Below are 19,773 nucleotides of genomic sequence, written 5' to 3' on the forward strand. Positions count from 1 at the left end.
CAGGAATGATCATGAATTCCTGAATGTCGAGGTTGTTGGTGGCATGGGAGCCACCATTGATGATGTTCATCATGGGAACCGGCATGTTGCGGGCATTCACCCCTCCCAGGTACTTGTACAGGGGAAGGCTGAAGGCGTTGGCTGCGGCGCGCGCAGCGGCCATAGAGACGCCAAGCATGGCGTTGGCGCCCAGGGCTGACTTGTTGTCTGTGCCGTCGACTTCGATCATGTGGCGGTCAAGGCCCGCCTGATCGGCGGCGTCCATTCCCATGACCTCGGGGGAGATCTTTTCCATGATATTGGAGACAGCCTGGGTCACCCCTTTGCCAAGGTAACGCGCCTTGTCTCCATCCCGGAGTTCCAGGGCTTCACGGGTGCCGGTGGAGGCTCCCGATGGAACGGCGGCACGCCCCGTGGCGCCGCAAGCCAGGGTTACATCCACTTCCACGGTGGGGTTGCCACGTGAATCCAGAATCTCTCGTGCCTTAACATCAACGATAGCGGTCATCTTTTCCTCCAGAAATTGCCCCTTCATCCATGGGAAGGAGCAGATAAACCTTGAAGGCATACCCGGTTATCGAGCATACCGATTTGTGAAACACCTTAGTTATAATAGCCCCGCAAAAAGCCGATCACACGACACAGGCCAACACGATGTGATGTCGCCATATTGTCGTCTCATAACACAAAAGACTGTTGTGAGGAGCGTGGGCGCCGACTGTTTACGAATGCATCTTGATTACGGGTGATAATCTCCCGGCGGGACATGATGATGGGTCCGTTCACTTCATAAGGCCAGAACGAACCAAAAATAACCTACAACTCCCCCGTGGCTCTGTCAAGTTGTCTCGGCCGACGTCTTTCGGGTTCGCCGGATCAATTCCCACACCAGCTCTGCCGTGATCCCCCAAAGAATACCGTGGGGGGTTTTCCACAGGTAGACCTCACGGGTCAACCCACCCCAGGGCTTGTGATACCGCCTGGGCAAACCCAACTCTTCGGCCGGAAGCAGGGTCACTCGACCTTTTTTCGGATGGTCATAATGGGGCTCGACCATCAGCCGCACATGGTGAACCTCGGGGTCTGTTTTTTCAAAATAGGAGAGGGGCAAGGTAAACCAGGCCGCCACTTCGTCCTTATTAATGGTCATGGTCTCCAGCGCCCCGTCGTCCAGGAGCCCCAGATAGCAGGAGACCGTCACCCCCACAGAGGTAATCATGGTATCCAGCTGCCCGATGATTTTCACCTGCTCGGGGGCAATCCCCATCTCTTCGCTGCACTCTCGCAAGGCCGTGGCCTGGAGATCGGAATCTTTGCCCGGATCAAATCCACCGCCGGGAAATGAAATCTCCCCACCCTGACGGATCCCCTCGGTGCGTGTTTGAAAAAGGAGATGAAGGTCTCCGTCTACCCACACCACCGGAGCCAGAACCGAGGAGTGAATAAATCGATCCCACCCCAAAATACCGGGGCGACCGGAAAAAGTCTGTTTCAACTGTTCAACGGCGTCCATGATCTGATACCTTTCCATGCCTGAATTAGAAGATCGTCCACCTGCCTTTTGATGCCTACGTCCTCGCCCTTGGCTCTGTCAACACAAAACCCACGGCATCCCGGGCAGGTCGTTCCCCGGAGCCTCCCTTTATCCGTCTTGCCCACTTGGAAAAATCAAGATTTTATTGATGCAAAAAACATCTCGTAACGAGTCAGTTAAACCTTTAAAAGACCTGTCTTTCATGACTTACCAGCACACGAGCACCCTTCCGGCTCCGGCAAAAACAGGCGAACACCCTCCCCGTTTGTCCTTTTTTTAAACAAATGACAGACGAAGAGGCCAGACGAAAGAATGACCGCCCACCCGAGCCGTCCCTTGACGTGTTGTGTTCCCAAACGCAAAAAAGCCCCCGCATCCAAGGATACGGGGGCTTTTTCAAACACTGGGGTCATGCACGAATCACTGGTTGTTCGCGAAGTAGTGATCCACCTGCTCTGCCGCAAGGCCCACATAACGGGCTGGGGTCAGGGCCTTCATGCGCGCCTTGGCATCGGCGGGGACCTTTTCAAGGGCGTCGATAAACGTGGACAACTCATCGGCCGTAATCCGCACACCGCGCGTCAGGGATTTCAGCTTCTCGTAAGGATTTTCTTCCCCGTAGACGCGCATCACGGTCTGAATGGGTTCGGCCAGAAGCTCCTGGTTCCCATCAAGATCGGCGAGCATGGCCGCTTCGTTGAGCTCCATTTTACCCATGCCCTTGATGGTGTTTTTGAGACCAATGATGACGTATCCGAAGAGCGCCCCCATGTTTCTGAGCACGGTGCTGTCGGTCAGATCTCTCTGAAACCTGGAGTTGAGAAGCTTCACGGCGAGGTGATCCATCATGGAAATGGCCAGCCCCAAGTTCCCTTCGCTATTTTCAAAATCAATAGGATTCACTTTATGGGGCATGGTGGACGAGCCCACCTCACCGGCAATGGTCCTCTGCTTGAAGTACCCCAGGGAGACGTAACCCCACATATCGCGGTCCAGATCGATCACGATGGAAGCAGCCCGCACCATGGAGTGCAGGGCTTCGGCGATATAGCTGTTGGGGTTGATCTGGGTGGTGTAATACAAGGGGCTGATTTTCAGATAGTCGCGCACAAAGCGCTCCCCGGCAGCGATCCAATCCACCTCGGGAAAAGCCGCGGTGTGGGCATTGTAGCCACCGGTGGCCCCGTTCATCTTGGCACCGATGTCCACAGACTTTAAGTGGCCCATCTCACGCCGAATACGCCAGGCAAAGTTCACCATCTCCTTGCCCACGGTGGTGGGGGTGGCGGGCTGACCATGGGTGCGGGACATCATGGGCTTGGCGCGCCAGCTCCTGGCCTTGGTCTCCACGTCGGAAAGAAGAGCGTCCATGACAGCCAGCACCTCGGTACGTCCTTTTTCAATCATCAAGGCGTAAGCGGTGTTGTTGATGTCATCAGACGTGCAGGCGAAATGGGTCCACTCACGAATGTCGGAGTGGCCCTTTTCCTCAAGCTTCTCCTTGATATAATACTCCACCGCTTTCACGTCGTGGTTGGTGGTGCGCTCAATCTCTTTGATGCGCAAGGCCCCTTCCTCATCGAAGGTATCGGAGATCTCTCGAACGGCGGCCTTCCACCCCTCTTCGGGTACGGCAAATCCGAGGTCATCGATGATGAATTCCAGCCACCGGGCCTCCACCAGCACGCGATGACGAATCAATCCGTACTCCGAAAAAATGTCCCGAAGCGATTCGGTGAGCCTTCTATACCTGCCGTCAAGAACGGTTAATGCCTTCACTTGATCCATGGTCTGTTGTCCTGTTGTGGTTTGGTTATTTATTCATATTCGATCAAATCACCGCGACGATGGGGCGGCCCGCCCATGGGTGATTTCAGCGTTGACGGGAGCATCTTCATTTTTTCGAGTCTGTAACTATGCCTCTTTTTAAGCCTGAACCCAAGGGATTACGCGGGCAGTCCTATCACATCCTGCCGGGAGGAGACAACCGCTTTCCCATAAGCCGGGTGACTCAAAGGGGGTCCACATCATGGCAGCTTTTTTTCAAGTGCCTCCAGAAACGCCGACATCGCAGGGCCAATTCCTCCTTGTCCCGGCAAAGGTGGGGCAACCCCAGCTCCACGGTAATCGATTGTTCCACGCTTAAGGAGAGGTCCACTTTAAAGACGAGCTCCCCGTTATGGGCAGCCAGGGTGACGTCATCCACCGCAAAGGAGGTCAGAGACCGATCCCGGGCCAGCAAGCTCTGAAGAGCCTCACAGTCCAAGCCATCCCGAACCCGCTCCACCATGGCCTCTTCACCAATTTTTATCTCAGCAGGATCTGCTGCGATCATGGGTCCTCCCTGGGGATCGTCCGTCCTTCGGCCATGGCCGACAAAGCGTTCCGATCAAATCATCTGAAAAATTGAGAGGTTTGCCTGGTTCCGCGGAACGTTTTCTTTCCATCGGAAGTCCCTCATGCTCTGTTAGGATGCCCTTCACAAGACCACACTTGAAAAAAGAGATCAACTCTGTTAACCCCTTTTCAGTGAAATGCCCGGTATGCAAGGCCATTCGATTCTTCCACCGTCGATGCATGCGAAGAGTGAAGGCATGCCCTACACACAGACTTCTTAACATAAGGCGGAGACAGTGCACCCCATCGGATTTCTCAACCTGTCATCCCACACGGCTCTTCTTGAGCTGTGCCAAACAGACCCCTTCCTCTCCGCCCATCTTCAGCCAATCCAATCGGGCAGCACGCGGCGTATCGCACGGGGTATCCTCAGAGGATGGCTCGACGGTGGCCTGCTCCCCCTCCCCTTTGCCCATGTGCTGGCCCGATGGCAAAAAGGGATTTGTGTCCTCGCCGCCGTTCAAAATACAGGAAGCGCCCTCGTCACCCCCGGCACCTCTCCGCTTTCCGACTTCCGGGACCTCACCGGCAAGCGGATCCTTTTTTCCTGTATCGGCTCCATGGAGTACCTTCTGATCCACCGACTCTTCCGGGAGTGCGGCCTTGACTTAAGCCCCGAGGCCAGCCCTCATGGGGTCCTGGCCGAACAGATGGCCCCGGACCTCATCCCCGATGCCCTGCGATACAACCCGGACGGATCCATTGGAGCCGCCGTCATAGAGGAACCGGCCCTTTCCGCGATACTCGCCGAAGGAAAGTCCACTCAACTTGTCCACTGCCACGACCTCTGGCCGGAATACACCGGAGCCGTACTCGTGGTCCGCAGCACCGACGCCCCGGAAAACCGGGACCATTTGACCAAACTGGCCCAGGCCCTTCTCAATGCCGGGGCCGCCACCTCGCCTCCCCCCGGAGCGCCCACGCTGTCTCCCCCCTGCCGCGCGGACTTTCTCACCACGGGCCGTTATCTGGACAGTGAACAACTCTCCCCCATGATCGCCTCTTTCCTGTAATCCGGACCTCCCGGCGCCTCTCCTTTTCCCCAGGGAACTCTCCACGCAGCATAAACAAGATACAGCAGGACTTTATAAGGGAAAGCCATGCGCTTAACGCCCCCTTCCCCAGCAAGGAAAGTTCACAATTTCCTCACCCCCTAAAAAAAAGGGTTAAACATTCTGTGCAAAGTGACGATGGTATATAAAAAATGGTTTGGTCGGAATAAGGAGCGATAAATGTCTATTAACATGGATATGAACATATTGGCAGTGGATGACTCTGGAACCATGCGTGTGATGTTCCGGCAGTATCTCGAAAAAGCAGGCTTTAAACACATCGGCTTGGCGATAAACGGGTTGGACGCCCTGGAAAAACTGAAGACCGAGGGCCCCTATGACCTCATCATCAGTGACTGGAACATGCCGACGATGGACGGGCTGGAGTTCCTCAAAGAGGTCCGAAAACGTAGCGACCTGAAGGACATCCCCTTCATCATGGCAACGGCCCAGGGGGACAAAACTCAGCAGGAAATCGCCCGAAATGCGGGAAGCAACGGGCACGTTCCCAAGCCCTTCGATGAGGTGGAACTGAAGACCGCCATCGAAAAAGCATTTAACACCTATCAGGAAGCCCCCACCACCGAAAGTCACACCCCTGAAATCCGAGATGGCAAGGTGGTGATCCGTCTGGGCCACATCCAGATCACCGATCATCTGGCCCTGGGCATTCTCCAGCACTGGATCAGCCAGGGAGTGGTCACACCCAAACAATTTATCTTGGAAACCGACTGCCTTCCCGGATGGAACCCCGTCCAGGAAAAACTTGAAAACGGAACGGTCTCGGGTGCCATGGTACTGGCTCCCATCGCCATGGACCTGTTCGCCTACAATGTCCCCATCCGCCTCGTTCTCCTGGCCCATAAAAACGGCAGCGGGTTTGTCCGCAGTTCCCGATATGAAGAGGGGCCCTACAGCGACAAGGCCGATTTTTATAAATACAAGGTGGTCAACATCCCCCACAAGATGTCGATCCACAACATGCTGGCGCACAAATACCTCACTGGACTCGGCCTCAAGCCCGGTGTTCCAGGCCAAAAGGCTATCAATGTTCGATTTGAGGTGGTCCCGCCGGTCAAGATGCCTCCCATCATGAAAGAAGATGAATCCGTCGGCGGCTTCATCGTGGCCGAACCCATCTGTACCCGCGCCGCCTCCTCGGGCCTCGGCTCCATGGAGTTTGTCTCAGGTGGCATGTGGCCCGATCACCCCTGCTGCGTCCTGGCCCTGCGCCAGGAGCTCATCAACGCAGAACCCGATGCCGTGCAGGAGCTGACAGACCTCCTGGTCAAAGCCGGACGTTATGTCTCTGAGAATCGCAAAGGCGCGGCTGAAATCGCCCTGAAATTCCTCGATCCCGAAGGGAAAATGGGTCTCTCTCTCCCCGTTCTCCTCCAGGTCCTCAGCCAGAAGAACGGCATCACCATGGACGATCTGTATCCCTCCATCGAAGATTTAGACAAAATTCAGACCTACATGTACCACGACATGGGAATCGGCAAGCTCATCGACCTGAACAGTTTTGCAGACCTGCGCTTTGCGGCCAAGGCCACAGGGCGAGACGAAGCCGCTTGCGGCGCTGCCTGATTCATCGCTGGCACGCCCGAAAATAAAAAATAATAAGGCCTCGCATCTGTCATGCGAGGCCTTCTCATCGATTCACCCTCAAGAACGGGACATCAGCCGTGGATGCACACCACGGAAGACGTCCCGTTTTTATGTCTGGATCGTTCCACACCCTGCGCCACCCTCACGCCCCCCTCGCCCTTTCGAGGGCCACCCGGCCAGAAGCCGCACGCTGGCAACCAGGTCTTTCATGGAGACCGGTTTCTCCATTACGGCGTCAAAATGTCGATCATGGGCCCGCCAGGGCGTTCCCGAAACTCCAATCACAGGAACCATCCCCTTGGGGGATCGGCGAATGTACTCGGCCACCCCATTGCCATCCATCCCGCCCATCACCAGATCGGTAATCACCAGAGCATAATCGCCGTTATCAAACATGCGAATCCCTTTTTCGCCACTGTCCGCCGTATGAACCCTATATCCCTGACGTTTCAACATCTGACGATAAAGATCCAGAAGGATCTGATCATCATCAATCACGAGAAGCGATACCATGCTCACCCCTTGTATAAAACCACTTTAGACAGACGTTTTCTCCATAAACATACCACCGGCGAATTGATCATTGTTCACGCGTACAGTCCAAATATCCCACAGAACCCCCTTAAAAATCAAAGAAAATTTCGCCAATCAGCGAAATAAAAGGGGGCGTGGACGGGTCTCAAAAAGGATTTACGATTTTAAAAGAAATGCCGTGGCATGGGTCTGCATGATCTCAAAGGCCGATTCAGGAAGTCCGGCACCCACAACCACCTTACGGGCAAAATCGCTGTCAATCAGATCTTCAGGCTCATGGGAATCGGTATTCAGAACCATGGAAGCACCGGCTGCCAGGGCTGCCCGAGCCACATGCCCGTTGGTGAGGCTGTGACCTCCCCGGGCGGTAATCTCCAGGAACACCCCCCTGGCGGCGGCCAGGGCGGCTTCCTCATCGGTAATCAAGCCGGGATGTGCCAGGACATCCACACCCGCTTCGATGGCCGCCCGATTGGTTCCCGGGGCCACAGGTTCCACAATGGTCTCCCCATGCACAATCACAATCCGAGCCCCTAAACGACGCGCCAGAGCCACCCCTTCTGCAATATGAGCCGGTGGCATGTGGGTCAGTTCAATGCCGGGGACCACTTCAAGGGTCATCACCTCATTGAGCTTCTCCGCCACCGCCACAATGCGGGGAACAATAAAATCAAGATTGGAAAGGTCTCCGTGATCGGTGAGACCCAGCGCGCGAAGCCCTTTGGCTTCAGCCCGTCTGGCAAGCTCCGAGGGCACAAGAGCCCCATCGCTGAAGAAGGTGTGTGAGTGAAGATCAATCATGGTCGCAAAACTCCTTTCATGGATAATGGTTCGCCCCGGCCATACCGCAGGCAGGCACACGGGATACCCATACCACGTAAGAAACGCCAAGACATGGAAAAAACGGCCTTCAGCTGTCACCCTTTTGAATGGGCTTTTTCAGACTTTGTATTTCCCGAAGTCTTCGGGTGCCAGCCCCTCCAGATAGTCCGCCCAGCGCTTGCCCTCATGGCTTTCATCGACCACTTCCACGGATTCCGTCCCCTTTTGCGATTGGTCCAGCACGCGGTCCTCCACAAAAATAGGGGCCTGAAACCGAACCGCCATGGCGATGGCGTCACTGGGACGTGAATCCAATTCAAACCGGGACTCACCCGCGGCAAAAACAATACGGGCGTGGTAGGTATTATCGACCAAGTCACACACCACCACCCGTTCAACGGTGGTGGCGGTCTGGGCGAGGTACTGGGAGAAAAGGTCGTGGGTGAGAGGGCGTTCGATGGGGGTATTCTGAAGGCCGAACACGATGGAAGAAGCCTCCAGAATGCCAATCCAAATGGGAAGAAGTCGTCCATCTTTCTCGGACTTGAGCACCAGGACCGGGGTCCGGGTACTCTGATCCATCGAGATGGAGGCAATGGTCATTTCATGTGTCATGGTTCACCTCCCTTAAGCGAAGCGCGTTACCACGCGTCACCCTGGATGCCGCCCGAAGAAAGGCGACGGGGGTTGGCCCCGTCAAAGGCCATGAAATGTAAACCGCACATGTCACGCATCTACCTCAGCACCCCCCTTAATGAGTGCGGCAGTCCTGTTTCAATATAAACCGGAACCACTTTCCCCACAAGGTTTCCATCGGTCGGCTTGCCAGCCTCGGTGAAGTTCACCACGCGGTTGCAGGAAGAACGACCCGTCCACTGAAACACACCCTTGACCTCTTTGTGCCCATCCACAAGCACCTCGACGGTTGTCCCTGCATAGGAGATGTTGCGTTTCTCCGAAAGCTCCGTTTCAAGATCCAAAAGCTTGGCCAGGCGACGGGTCTTGTCCTCTTCCGAAACCTTGCCTTCGAACTTGGCCGCTGGCGCATGGGGACGATCGGAATATTTAAAGGCAAAGATGCCGGAAAAGCCCACCTCACGAACCAAATCCAGGGTCGCGTCAAAATCGGCCTCCGTCTCTCCGGGGAACCCCACGATCATATCCGAGGTGAGGGCAATATCCGGACGCACCGCCTTCAGGTTCTCAATGCGCTGCATGTAATCTTCCCGGGTATACTTACGTTTCATCTTCTTGAGCACCGCGTTGGAGCCGGACTGCACGGGAAGGTGAATATGGTTGCAGAGCTTGGGCAGATCCCGATACGCCGCCACCAATCCCGGAGAGAGATCTTTGGGGTGAGAGGTCGCAAAACGGATACGGGCCAGCCCCTCGACCTCACTGACACGGCGGAGAAGCTCAGGAAAATCGCAGAGCCCCTCTTTTTTCCCGTACGAGTTGACATTCTGGCCCAACAGCGTCACTTCCCGGGCGCCCCTCTCCACGAGATCTCTCACCTCCTGGACAATAGCATCGGGATCACGGCTCTCCTCGCGTCCACGAACGTAAGGGACGATGCAATACGAGCAAAAGTTATCGCAACCCCGCATGATGGTCACAAACCGGGAAACCTCTACCTCGGCGTCGAGCTCAGGAATCGGGGTCGCATCGGTGATGCCCATGGTCATTTCGACATCCACGACAGGAATGCGATCGTATTCGAATTTCTCCACCATGGCCGCAAGGCGTGCATAGGCCCGCGTTCCGAAGACCAGATCCACGTAAGGCATGCGCCTGAGAATAGCGGACCCCTCCTGCTGGGCCACACAGCCCCCGATGGCCACGATAAGCTCCGGGTTCTTCTTTTTCAGCGCCCGCATCCGGCCCAGGAAACTAAAGGCCTTCTCCTCGGCTTTCTTTCGAACGGTACAGGTATTGACGATCACCAGATCGGCATCCTCCACCTCATCCACGGGGATGTACCCCAGGGGTCGCAGAACCTTCTTGAACATCTCTGAATCATAGACATTCATCTGGCATCCAATAGTGTATATGTATACGCACTTCTTATTCATCAGGTTTACTTTACCTTTTATAAAAGATGGCCCCACAAAAAATCGAACACGCGCGATACGATTGCAAAACCATGTCAACGGTGACTTCTTTACGAACGCATCCTAAAATGCCCCTGCGGGGCCTCTTCAATACATCGCCTCGCCGGCTCAAACGAGGCCGTCAATCTCCGGGGCCACGATCTCTTCCATGGAAACCGTCCCCTCAAGACTCTCGAGCACTCTATCTACCTCTTCCTCGCACCCCGGCGCAATCCGAAGCACAATAATGTCACGATCCCTGTTGACGGTGGTCACCACCAACAGGTTATCCAACGCTTCAAAGGTGTACTTTACAAAGACGATATCCTCACGCCTGAGTTTGAAAAATCTTTCAATGCACCCCACACACGCTCCTTGTTTCATGTCGGACTCCTTACAGCCAGGCCCCGACCAGGGAGCCAAACAAAACCATTGGAAAACGTTCATCTTTACCATATCGTTCCCACCAGCACCACCCCTTTTGTCCCCACCGTCCACTTCAGGAAAGCCTTTGAACCGCCCCCCGCGATGGTGTATGGTCTCCCCACAAGACGAGAGAAGACAGCCCCCGCACCAGGTGATAAAACGCGTTTCAGACACTCTTAGACTCATTAGAGATACGATTTATGCATGCAAATTGGACCACAACCGACATTGACGAGCCTCAAGTAAACGCCCTGGCAGCAGCCCTTGGCATCTCCCCTGTCACGGCCACCCTCCTGGTGGCCAGGGGGCACGGCACCCCGGAGGCCGCACGCACCTTCCTCTCTCCGTCCCTTGCCGGGCTTCGCCCTCCCCACCGGCTCTTCGGCATGGACACCGCCGTGGAGAGACTGATTCGAGCCATCACCCACGACGAAATGATCTTCATCTGCGGTGACTACGACGCCGACGGGATCACCTCGACCGCCCTTCTTGTCACCTTTCTTCAAAGCACCGGCGCCAAGGTGGGCTGGCACCTCCCCCACCGCGTCTCCGACGGGTATGGATTTCATGCCAGCCAGGTCACCGAGCACGCACACCCGGCCGGGGCAAAGGTCATCATCACCGTGGACTGCGGCTCCACCTCCTTTGAGGCCGTGGAAGCTGCCAAATCCTGCGGCATCGATGTCATCATCACCGACCACCACACCACAGGAGACACCCTGCCGGAGGCCCTGGCCATCATCAACCCCAAGCAACCAGCCTGCGAATCGGGGATGCAGGATCTGGCCGGCGTGGGGGTCGCCTTTTACCTGGCCGTGGCCTTGCGCAAGGGACTCCGTGATATCAACCACTGGGGGAAAAAGGGTGAACCCAATCTGAAAGCCCTTTGCGACATGGTCGCCCTGGGCACCATCGCCGATATCGTCCCCCTCACCGGAGAAAACCGCATCCTCACCCGCGCTGGCCTCGACATGATCAACCAGAAGACCAGACCCGGAATCGTATCCCTTCTCACCGCATCGAAGGTAACCGCCCAGGAGGTGGGTGCCGAAGATATCGCCTTTCGCCTGGCCCCTCGCATTAATGCGGCCGGGCGAATGGACAACGCCCAGGTAGGGCTCGACCTGATGCTGGCGACCAGCCAGAAACAGGCCGCACCCATCGCCAAAGAGCTCTGCCGCCTGAACACCCAGAGACAGGACACCGAAGCCCAAATTTTCGAGGAAATCGTCGACTACATTAACGAGAGCCCCGGCCTCCTCGACAGAAAATCCTTTGTTCTGGCCAAAAATGGCTGGCACCCTGGAGTCTTGGGTATTGTTGCCTCCCGGGTGGTCCGGGAATACGGCAAACCGGCCTTTGTCATCTCCGTCGACGCAAGAGGCCTCGGCAAAGGGTCCGGCCGGAGCATCCCCGGCGTGGACCTGTACCAGGCCCTCAAATCCACCGCCGACACCCTCGAACGCTTCGGAGGTCACCGCCAGGCCGCAGGCCTTCAGCTGCAGGCAAGCCGCATCGTCGAGTTCCACAGACGCCTGGAAGCCCACCTGTCCGAGAGCACCACAGACGACGACTACATCACCACCCTCCCCGCCGATGCCCGCCTCCCTCTTTCCGAGATCACCCCGGCCCTCATCGACGAATTGGAGACCCTGGCCCCCTTTGGAGAGGGAAACCGTGAGCCCCTGTTCATCGCAGAAAATATCCCCGTACTCTCCTCCTCGGAGGTCGGGCGGGGGCACCGGCGGTATCTTCTGGACACCTCCGGAAACAGCCACCTCAACAAATGCATGGCCATCCGCTTTAATCACCCCGGTGGCCCCCCGGAAAAGCGAATCTCCCGTTGTCTCTATACTCTCCGCTGGAACCGGTGGAATGGCAGCAAGAGCCCCCAACTCCAAATTCACGACATGGAAGTCTAACCTCCACATTTCACAGGGAACAAGAGCCTGAAAGCGGGGGCGGATCGCAGGCAAAGCGAGGCCCAGGCCCCCACCCCAAGCGAGCGTTCTCACCCGGCCGACGGACAGGCAGATTTCCTCCGTCCCTAACCGCCTGAAGCCGCACTGTTTTCAGGCTTTGCGCGCCTTTGCCGCCATTGAAAACAGCCCGACAATTTCCTTGATTTCTTCAGGGAGGAAAGCTATGATCCTTTTGCCGAATCCAGAGACGCTGAAGCCTTTCGCGCCCTTGGACCAAGCCCGCCTGGATGTCTTCATGGCTGGCTGCGATCAACACGCGTCGTCGCCGGGAGGGCCTTTTAAAAGTCTCACAGGCCCTGGACATCTGTAACAACGTAACTTTATGATGGTTCCGCGCCCGGGCCGCTCTGTCGTCGCCCGCGACGTCAATGCCATACCGGATCCATCAACTATAGACAGGAGGGTGAATGGGAAAAATATTTCGTCCAAACAATAAGGAGTCCATACTCCTTTCGCGCATAGAGTCATCCAAGGAAAAAGAACGCCGTATCTGTGTTGAAACGGCCCGAGACAATCTGGAACCCATGAGTAACGCCGTGTCCCAGAAACTCATAGAAAACAACCTCGTTGAGACCACCAGTAAAAACTCTCTGCAGGAACAAATCGAAAAAAAGCTTGAATCGCTTGGCAAACTTGACGATTTTGAAATTGATTACCAGGTGGCCCCTTTCCGCGAGCTGGTGCCCAATCCCAACGTCATCAGCCTGGTCATTACGGCCTTTGTTCTGGAAACCCTTATCAACCACAAAGACACCATTGATATCTACGGTTCTGATGATGATATCTATCACTGCATCAACACCCAGGTGCAGAAGTTCATGCCTGCCAACTTTTAGGCACTGAGCCCACGACCAACCCCTTGGCCCTGGTCTCTCAAATGCATGCAACGCCCCCATAGCGTTTTGCCCCAAAACAACAAAAAGCCGGCCCCCATATTAAAAAATGGGGGTCGGCTTTTTATTTTTTTGCCGGCGGCAGGCAACCCTGCCTTCAGATCCGGAAACACGACGGGCCACTGAATGTGAGGAAGCAACCCTCGACGTCTACTTTTCGAAGAAAAACCGTTTTTCTCCAAAAGCGGGCTTGAGCCCATCCAACCAGACAGCCTTCTCGTCGTACTCAGCAAAAAAGAGGCGGTTGACCCATTCTGAATTCCGGGCCTGGATAAACTTCAGCGCGAAGAGCTTATGCCCCTCCACGTCCACAATCCCATCCACCAGCACCTTGCCGGGCGTGGCACTCATCGACGGCCCACGAACGGTCCGGGCGAGCCCTGAGACCTTGCTGTAGGCCTGGGTGAAAATATGCCAGGCTTCGGCCAGAGGAACGCTGAAATAGTCCTTGGGACCGGTATCCCGCTCCACAAACATATAGTAGGGAATAGCTCCCAAAGAGACCTGTTTCTCCCACATGGAACGCCACACCTCGGGATCGTCGTTAATGTGACGGATAAGCGGTGCCTGGCACCGGATATTGGCCCCGGTTGCGAGAATGCGAGACATGGCTGCCTGAACGGCGTCCGTCCCCAACTCACGAGGGTGACTGAAATGACTCATGATGGCCAGGTGAAAACCAGCAGCCACAATTTCATCAAAGAGCCCCATCAAATCGTCCGCATCCTTATCCGTCAGAAATCGGTAAGGCCAGTAGGCAAGAACCTTGGTTCCAAAGCGTATGGAACGAATATTGCCGGGCCGTTCCCTGAGAAGAGGTTCCACATAACGACGCAAAATTTTGCTCGTCATGATCATCGGATCCCCCCCGGTAAAGAGGACATCCGTGACCTCGGGGTGCGCCTCCAGATAGGAGACAAGGGCCTGGGGATCGCCACAGGCAAATTTCAAGTCGTCAACGCCTACAAACTGAGCCCACCGAAAACAATAGGTGCAGTACGCATGACACACCTGCCCCTGGGTAGGAAAGAAGAGAACCGTCTCGTTGTATTTGTGCTGTATCCCGTTAATGGACTGGCCCCGTTGGCACTTGGGAACATTGAGCTCCATCTGCCCTGCGGGATGCGGATTCATCTTCTGCTGAATATTTCGCGCCTCGGCCTGAAGAGCGGCTTCGGGCTCACCGGCACGAATTTTCGTTTCGAGAGCCTGATAATCTTCAGGACTCATCATCCCCTTCTGTGGGAAAATCAGTTTGAAGATCGGATCGGATTCCGGGCGACTCCAGTCAATCAGCTCATCAACGACATAGTTATTGGCCCGGAAGGGCATCACGCGTGAAACAATCTGGACGGCGTCGTGAATCTCGGTAGGAAGTGCTTCAAATTGCTGGATTGACTGAATATTACGATTCGTAAACGCTTTGTAGTTTTTGGGTTGGATGTTACATTTACTCAAATAGACCCCCTTTTGCCTTCTCAATTCCTGCGGAAGTACGGAAGTTTACCCCCCTTTTTCTGTATGTTAACGGAAATTAAACATAGTCTCCAAATGACTACACCCCGTCACTCCGCAAATCATTTTATATTTTCTCTTAAACAGCGTAATATAATATATTTTGAGGAATTTGTCAATTCCTCGGATAGTTGCGCCTCAACATATCTCCTTCTTTTTCTCCCCACTGGGCGCCCTGCCATACACAGCATGGCTTCCTCCCATACCCCGACACAGCACCGCGAAACCTTCCATCAAAAAAAGAGTGAGCGCAACCCCTCATCGTCTCCTTCGTTCAGAAAACGCATTTTCAGCTTTCATGACTCGTTAAAAGTCAAAATCTATGAAATCGACGCCGTGAACTCAGACAAGCCACGAACCCGGCATTTACCGATCTCATCCTGATTTTTATGATCTTGGTTTTACGAAAAGCGAGGACACAGAACATAACAAGGAGGGCATGGGCCGGAACGGCCCATGCCCGAAAAAGAAGAAACCTCTCGTAAAGGGCAGAAAAAGATTTCGACTGCCGTTTTAATCCCGGCGTCTTTCCAGGCGTGCCACCGCCTCAATATGGAAGGTGTGGGGAAACATATCCACAGGCTGCACTTCACATATTTCGTAGTGCGCCTTAAGCATCTCAAGGTCCCGAGCCAGGGTGGCCGGATTGCATGAGACATAAACGATGCGTTCCGGATTCAGCTCCGCAACCCGCGCAACGACCTCTTTGTGCATGCCCGCACGGGGAGGATCGATCACCATCACATCGGGCTTCACGTCGACTCCGGGAAGCGCCTCCCGGATATCGCCCAGGACAAACCGGCAGTTGTCCACCCCGTTTCGACGGCAGTTTTCATTGGCGTCGGCGATGGCGCTTGGAACAATCTCAAGACCTGTAATCTCCGACGCTCCCCTGGACAACCAGATGGGAATCGTACCCGTCCCACTGTAAAGGTCAATCACCCGCTCCGTTCCCGTCAGTCTGGCAAATTTCTCCACCGTGGCATAAAGCGCTTCGGCACCGGGGGTGTTGGTCTGGAAGAATGAATTGGCCGAAATATGGAAGGTGTGCTCACCCAATCGATCGGTGATAAAGGGATCGCCCCCCAAGAGTTTTTCCGTCTCGCCCACAGCCACCCCGGCCTTACGGCTGGTGATGTTATTGACCACGGATGCCACTTCGGGAAAAGTCGCCATCAGATCATCGGCAAGGGGCTGAACCACCTCCGGACGATCCTCCGCCGTGACGATATTCACCATCCAGCGGTCTTCATGGTAGGAGTGGCGGAGCATCACGAACCGCCAGAAGCCTTCGTGACTTCTCAGGCCATAGACAGGCAGATCCGACGACTTGATGTACTGTCGCACTCGCTCCAGAAGACGGTTCCCCATCTCTGGCTGAATATGGCACTGCCTGATGTCGATCACCTTGCTGAAGGTTCCGGGGACATGCAGGCCGATGCCCAACCCTTTTTCAATATCGGGGTCATTGAGCTCATGGGGCAAAAGCCAGCGACTGTCTGAACACGAAAACTCCATCTTGTTCCGGTACCCAAAAAGATGCTCAGACGGCAACGTCGGGTGCACTGTGACCCCGTGAATGTTGCCGATATGTTCGAGGGACTCGGTCACATGACGACGCTTGTACTCCAGCTGGACCTCATAATCAAGAAACTGCCACTTGCACCCGCCACACCACGAGGCATACTCGCAAACAGGTGCCTTACGGTTTTCTGACGGCTCAAGGATCTCCAGGGTGCGCGCCTCGGCAAAACTCTTCTTCTTTTTAAACACACGAGCACGAACCTTATCGCCAGCCACCGCCCCATCAATAAATAGAGCCATGCCATCCACCTTTGCCAGGCCACGCCCGCCAAAGGCCATATCGGTCACCGCGACATCGATCACCTCACCTTTTTTTACCGCCATAATACGAAACTACCCCTTTGACTTACAAAACCGCCATAATGATTCCGGTACTCAGACAGGCCCTTTTCGACGACCTGGACCCATGTCACCCCTTTTGTACCGAGTGCAGAGCAGAACAACCTATCCGATTTCACCAAATGATAGCAAGTTTTTTTTAATTTGAAGAATACCGAGCAGGGAACACCAGGGAAGGCCGGGAACGACTCCCCGCCCGATTCGAAAAAAGAGATATCACGGCCGCCAACAAGAGAAGTGGTCCAGAGGCCCATGGCCTTTACCCAGCCGCTGCTCCACCGCACCCTTTAAGGCGCCGGTAATATATGCCTTTGCCTGATCCACCGCCTCTGGAAGAGAGGCCCCCCGGGCAAGATAGGCAGCCAGGGCCGAACCCAGGGTACACCCGGTGCCATGGTTGTTTCGGGTCTCTATACGAGGGGCTGTGAAGCGAGTTACCCGACCGGTGGCCCCTTCCAAGAGAAGATCGGGACACAGAGCCCCTTCGTGATGCCCCCCTTTAAGAAGAACATTGGCGCACCCCATGTCAACCAACCGTCGTGCGGCCGCTTCCATCCCATCTATGGAGGAGACGGTTAAGCCAGTCAGCCTCTCCGCCTCAGGCATATTCGGTGTCATCAGGGTAACCCCCGGCATCAAATAACGCACCAGAGCATCGGCCGTGCATGCAGCATTCAGCCCATCCCCTCCCTGGGCAGCCATCACCGGATCCAGGACCGTGGGAACCTCGCCCAAAGAGGCCAGAAACGATCCCACCTCCTGGGCATTTTCCGGGGTCGCCAGCATACCGATCTTAATCGCGTCTACCCCGATATCAGAAACCACCGCGTCGATCTGCGCCCTGAGCATCTCGGGAGGCACAGGCATCACCCGGCACACACCCAGGGTATTTTGAGCCGTCACCGCGGTCACGGCGGTCATGCCATAACACCCCAGCGCAGCAAGAGTCTTCAAATCCGCTTGAATCCCTGCCCCGCCGGAGCTGTCAGAGCCTGCAATACTGAGAACCCGAGGCATGCTCATGGCAATCTGTTCCCCGCGGCTTCGATGACGCGCGCCTGCTTCTCATTTTCACGACGCAACCGGTCGATCACTTTATCGCTTTCCGTCACCTGGTGCATATATCCATTGGTCTTCTCTTCCAACTCCCGCACCTGGCGATCCAGGGTGTCGATCTCACGGGTCAGGGATTCGCAGCGATCTTCCAAGAGCTTCTCCCGATCTTTCTTCTTATCCAGGAGAGCCATGTAACGGGATTTTGTGTTCTCTTCGGCCGTTCTGACCACCCGGGCAGAGACCACAAGGTTCACCACTTCCATCGTAATACCGAGAACAAACCCGTAAATCAGACCTTGCCGTCCAAAGTTGGACGCCATGAGGAGGGCCAGCATTGTCGAGATAAAGACCATGGCTCACGTCCTGTTTGCATAATCATGGGAATCGTGTCCAGCCCCCACCCACCCATGAGCGACATCCACGAAGTATGTGGCCTGCATTTACAGCCTGCAGGTCCGGATATCCGTCACAATAACCCCTTTAGCGCCCACATCCACCAGACGATCCATGATGGTGTTCAGCTCCTTCTTGGGGGCCATGGCCTTCACAGCAAACCACCCCTCACGACGCAGGGGCGCCACGGTGGGTGCTTCAATCCCTGGCGTCACAGCGCAGGCGGTTTCCAGAAATTCACCATCCACGTCATATTCCACCATGACGTACTGCCGAGCCACCACAATACCCTTGAGGCGTTCAATAAACACCTGCTCCTGGGCGGTCAGATGCTCCCCGCGACCCTTGCGGGTGGCCAGAACGGCCTCAGAGACCATCACGGGTTCCCCGCTGATCCGCAGGCCGGCCTCCAGCATGGTACGTCCTGTCTGCACCACGTCGGCGATGGCATCGGCCACCCCGAGGTTGATGGAGATTTCAATGGCGCCGTCGAGCTTAATGATTTTCGCATCAATGTTTCGACGCTTCAAATCCTGGCTCACAATGCCGGGATAGGAGGTCGCAATCCGCTTACCATTAAATCCTTCCGGGGTCAGCAGGCTCTCTTCAGGGACCGCATAACAAAAGCGGGAATGCCCGAAGCCCAGAGAAAGCAACTCATCCAGCTCGGACTCACTGTCCATGGCCAGATCACGCCCGGTCACGCCCAGATCAATAATCCCGCTTTGCACATACACCGCGATGTCACGGGGCCGGAGAAAGATGAACTCTACCTGATTTTTTACGTCAGTCACTTTCAGCTCACGGCTGTAACGTTTGCAGTTGTATCCAGCTTCAGAAATAAGAGTCCGCGCCTCTTCAGAGAGGGACCCCTTGTTGGGAAGTGCTATTTTCAACATCTAACGGTTTTCCTTATCCTACGGGGTGATGCGCCCCACGGGACCTTACAGGTGGAACTCTTTAAGCACCACAACGGCCTTCTTGAGGCCCTCGTATGATGGTCCCATCCGTGAAGACATCACAGGTATTTATAAACATCGTCCAATTCCAGATCACAGGCAATCATCATCACCTGCAGATGATAGAGAAGCTGAGAGATCTCTTCAGCGGTCTTCTCTTTGCCTTCGTATTCCGCAGCCATCCAGACCTCACCGGCCTCTTCGATTACCTTTTTACCGATGGCGTGCTTTCCTGCGCGAAATTCCTTGACGGTCCCGGAATTCGGGTCATTCGCAGCCACCTTCTTCTTCAGCTCATCAAAGAGCTCTTCAAATCGTTTCATGGAATGCTTCTCGTGGTCTGTTATCATGATCATGCGCTTTCTAAATAGCCGGAAAGGATCCCGCACAGCGCATGGAAACGGGGGCAATACAGTTTATTATATCCACCCCACAAGGGCGTTTTCAGCTCATCAAAAGCTAAATTCCGGCAAATTCGAACCCTATCACCTTTCTTCTGCAAACAAAAGGGGCCGCCGCCCTGCAGACAGCCGCCCCCTCTTAATTTATCTCTGACCCGCCATCTTCCTACGCCAGGAATACCGCGCCA

Annotated in this window: 19 protein-coding genes and 1 pseudogene; 4 read left to right on the top strand and 16 right to left on the bottom strand. The window is 55.3% G+C overall.

Annotated features, from left to right (window positions below):
- From eno to Q1Q75_RS14805, 4 genes and pseudogenes are all read right to left on the bottom strand, one after another.
- Nucleotides 1-508, bottom strand: a pseudogene (gene eno / locus Q1Q75_RS14790) (phosphopyruvate hydratase); the annotation flags it as partial.
- A gap of 330 nt (nucleotides 509-838) precedes the next feature.
- Nucleotides 839-1,513 (bottom strand): CoA pyrophosphatase, encoded by a 675-nt coding sequence (locus Q1Q75_RS14795; RefSeq protein WP_300672190.1) that lies wholly within the window; start codon nucleotides 1,511-1,513, stop codon nucleotides 839-841.
- Nucleotides 1,514-1,954: 441 nt separating this feature from the next.
- Entirely contained in the window at nucleotides 1,955-3,322 is a 1,368-nt protein-coding gene (gene purB, locus Q1Q75_RS14800) for an adenylosuccinate lyase (protein ID WP_300672192.1), read from the bottom strand.
- Between the two features lie 223 nt (nucleotides 3,323-3,545).
- Nucleotides 3,546-3,869 carry a hypothetical protein gene (locus Q1Q75_RS14805; RefSeq protein ID WP_300672194.1) on the bottom strand — a complete coding sequence of 108 codons (324 nt, stop codon included), beginning with the start codon at nucleotides 3,867-3,869 and terminating at the stop codon, nucleotides 3,546-3,548.
- Between the two features lie 298 nt (nucleotides 3,870-4,167).
- On the opposite strand from Q1Q75_RS14805, the gene Q1Q75_RS14810 reads away from it, so the two are divergent.
- Complete coding sequence (locus Q1Q75_RS14810; RefSeq protein ID WP_300672196.1) at nucleotides 4,168-4,944, top strand: ABC transporter substrate-binding protein; 777 nt, start codon at nucleotides 4,168-4,170, stop codon at nucleotides 4,942-4,944.
- 219 nt (nucleotides 4,945-5,163) lie between these two features.
- Nucleotides 5,164-6,570 (top strand): ABC transporter substrate-binding protein, encoded by a 1,407-nt coding sequence (locus Q1Q75_RS14815; RefSeq protein ID WP_300672200.1) that lies wholly within the window; start codon nucleotides 5,164-5,166, stop codon nucleotides 6,568-6,570.
- Nucleotides 6,571-6,699: 129 nt separating this feature from the next.
- Here Q1Q75_RS14815 and Q1Q75_RS14820 read toward each other — a convergent pair whose 3' ends face one another.
- The 5 genes from Q1Q75_RS14820 to Q1Q75_RS14840 all read right to left on the bottom strand — a co-directional run bounded on the left by Q1Q75_RS14820 (nucleotide 6,700) and on the right by Q1Q75_RS14840 (nucleotide 10,421).
- Nucleotides 6,700-7,104, bottom strand: a complete 405-nt coding sequence (locus tag Q1Q75_RS14820) for a response regulator (RefSeq protein ID WP_300672202.1) — start codon at nucleotides 7,102-7,104, stop codon at nucleotides 6,700-6,702.
- A 177-nt stretch (nucleotides 7,105-7,281) separates the two neighbouring features.
- Nucleotides 7,282-7,926, bottom strand: coding sequence for a histidinol phosphate phosphatase domain-containing protein (locus tag Q1Q75_RS14825; protein WP_300672204.1), 645 nt, complete (start codon nucleotides 7,924-7,926; stop codon nucleotides 7,282-7,284).
- 138 nt (nucleotides 7,927-8,064) lie between these two features.
- A complete protein-coding gene (locus tag Q1Q75_RS14830) occupies nucleotides 8,065-8,562 on the bottom strand; it encodes a bifunctional nuclease family protein (RefSeq protein WP_300672206.1) in 498 nt (165 codons plus the stop codon).
- A 119-nt stretch (nucleotides 8,563-8,681) separates the two neighbouring features.
- Nucleotides 8,682-10,019: a tRNA (N6-isopentenyl adenosine(37)-C2)-methylthiotransferase MiaB gene (gene miaB / locus Q1Q75_RS14835; RefSeq protein WP_300672208.1), complete on the bottom strand. Its 1,338-nt coding sequence runs from the start codon at nucleotides 10,017-10,019 to the stop codon at nucleotides 8,682-8,684.
- 147 nt (nucleotides 10,020-10,166) lie between these two features.
- Nucleotides 10,167-10,421 (bottom strand): DUF4911 domain-containing protein, encoded by a 255-nt coding sequence (locus Q1Q75_RS14840; RefSeq protein ID WP_300672210.1) that lies wholly within the window; start codon nucleotides 10,419-10,421, stop codon nucleotides 10,167-10,169.
- A gap of 242 nt (nucleotides 10,422-10,663) precedes the next feature.
- Between Q1Q75_RS14840 and recJ the strand changes: the two genes are divergently transcribed.
- Nucleotides 10,664-12,385: a single-stranded-DNA-specific exonuclease RecJ gene (gene recJ / locus Q1Q75_RS14845; RefSeq protein ID WP_300672211.1), complete on the top strand. Its 1,722-nt coding sequence runs from the start codon at nucleotides 10,664-10,666 to the stop codon at nucleotides 12,383-12,385.
- A gap of 150 nt (nucleotides 12,386-12,535) precedes the next feature.
- On the opposite strand, the gene Q1Q75_RS14850 is transcribed toward recJ, so the two are convergent.
- Nucleotides 12,536-12,682, bottom strand: a complete 147-nt coding sequence (locus tag Q1Q75_RS14850) for a hypothetical protein (RefSeq protein ID WP_300672212.1) — start codon at nucleotides 12,680-12,682, stop codon at nucleotides 12,536-12,538.
- 170 nt (nucleotides 12,683-12,852) lie between these two features.
- On the opposite strand from Q1Q75_RS14850, the gene Q1Q75_RS14855 reads away from it, so the two are divergent.
- Nucleotides 12,853-13,281, top strand: coding sequence for a hypothetical protein (locus tag Q1Q75_RS14855; RefSeq protein WP_300672213.1), 429 nt, complete (start codon nucleotides 12,853-12,855; stop codon nucleotides 13,279-13,281).
- 207 nt (nucleotides 13,282-13,488) lie between these two features.
- On the opposite strand, the gene Q1Q75_RS14860 is transcribed toward Q1Q75_RS14855, so the two are convergent.
- From Q1Q75_RS14860 to Q1Q75_RS14885, 6 genes are all read right to left on the bottom strand, one after another.
- Nucleotides 13,489-14,796 (bottom strand): lysine 2,3-aminomutase, encoded by a 1,308-nt coding sequence (locus tag Q1Q75_RS14860; protein WP_300672214.1) that lies wholly within the window; start codon nucleotides 14,794-14,796, stop codon nucleotides 13,489-13,491.
- A 570-nt stretch (nucleotides 14,797-15,366) separates the two neighbouring features.
- Nucleotides 15,367-16,761, bottom strand: coding sequence for a 23S rRNA (uracil(1939)-C(5))-methyltransferase RlmD (rlmD, locus tag Q1Q75_RS14865; protein ID WP_300672215.1), 1,395 nt, complete (start codon nucleotides 16,759-16,761; stop codon nucleotides 15,367-15,369).
- 231 nt (nucleotides 16,762-16,992) lie between these two features.
- Nucleotides 16,993-17,799: a bifunctional hydroxymethylpyrimidine kinase/phosphomethylpyrimidine kinase gene (gene thiD / locus Q1Q75_RS14870; protein WP_300672216.1), complete on the bottom strand. Its 807-nt coding sequence runs from the start codon at nucleotides 17,797-17,799 to the stop codon at nucleotides 16,993-16,995.
- Nucleotides 17,796-18,185: a hypothetical protein gene (locus Q1Q75_RS14875; RefSeq protein ID WP_300672217.1), complete on the bottom strand. Its 390-nt coding sequence runs from the start codon at nucleotides 18,183-18,185 to the stop codon at nucleotides 17,796-17,798. The genes thiD and Q1Q75_RS14875 overlap by 4 nt, the downstream gene beginning before the upstream one ends.
- Nucleotides 18,186-18,272: 87 nt before the next feature.
- Nucleotides 18,273-19,124 carry an ATP phosphoribosyltransferase gene (hisG, locus tag Q1Q75_RS14880; RefSeq protein WP_300672218.1) on the bottom strand — a complete coding sequence of 284 codons (852 nt, stop codon included), beginning with the start codon at nucleotides 19,122-19,124 and terminating at the stop codon, nucleotides 18,273-18,275.
- Nucleotides 19,125-19,243: 119 nt separating this feature from the next.
- The gene (locus tag Q1Q75_RS14885; RefSeq protein WP_366945226.1) at nucleotides 19,244-19,534 is read right to left on the bottom strand and encodes a phosphoribosyl-ATP diphosphatase; all 291 of its coding nucleotides are present in this window, start codon (nucleotides 19,532-19,534) and stop codon (nucleotides 19,244-19,246) included.
- Nucleotides 19,535-19,773: the final 239 nt, after the last annotated feature.

Source organism: Desulfoluna sp. (assembly GCF_030145185.1).
In the GTDB taxonomy this organism is placed as follows: Bacteria; Desulfobacterota; Desulfobacteria; order Desulfobacterales; family Desulfolunaceae; genus Desulfoluna.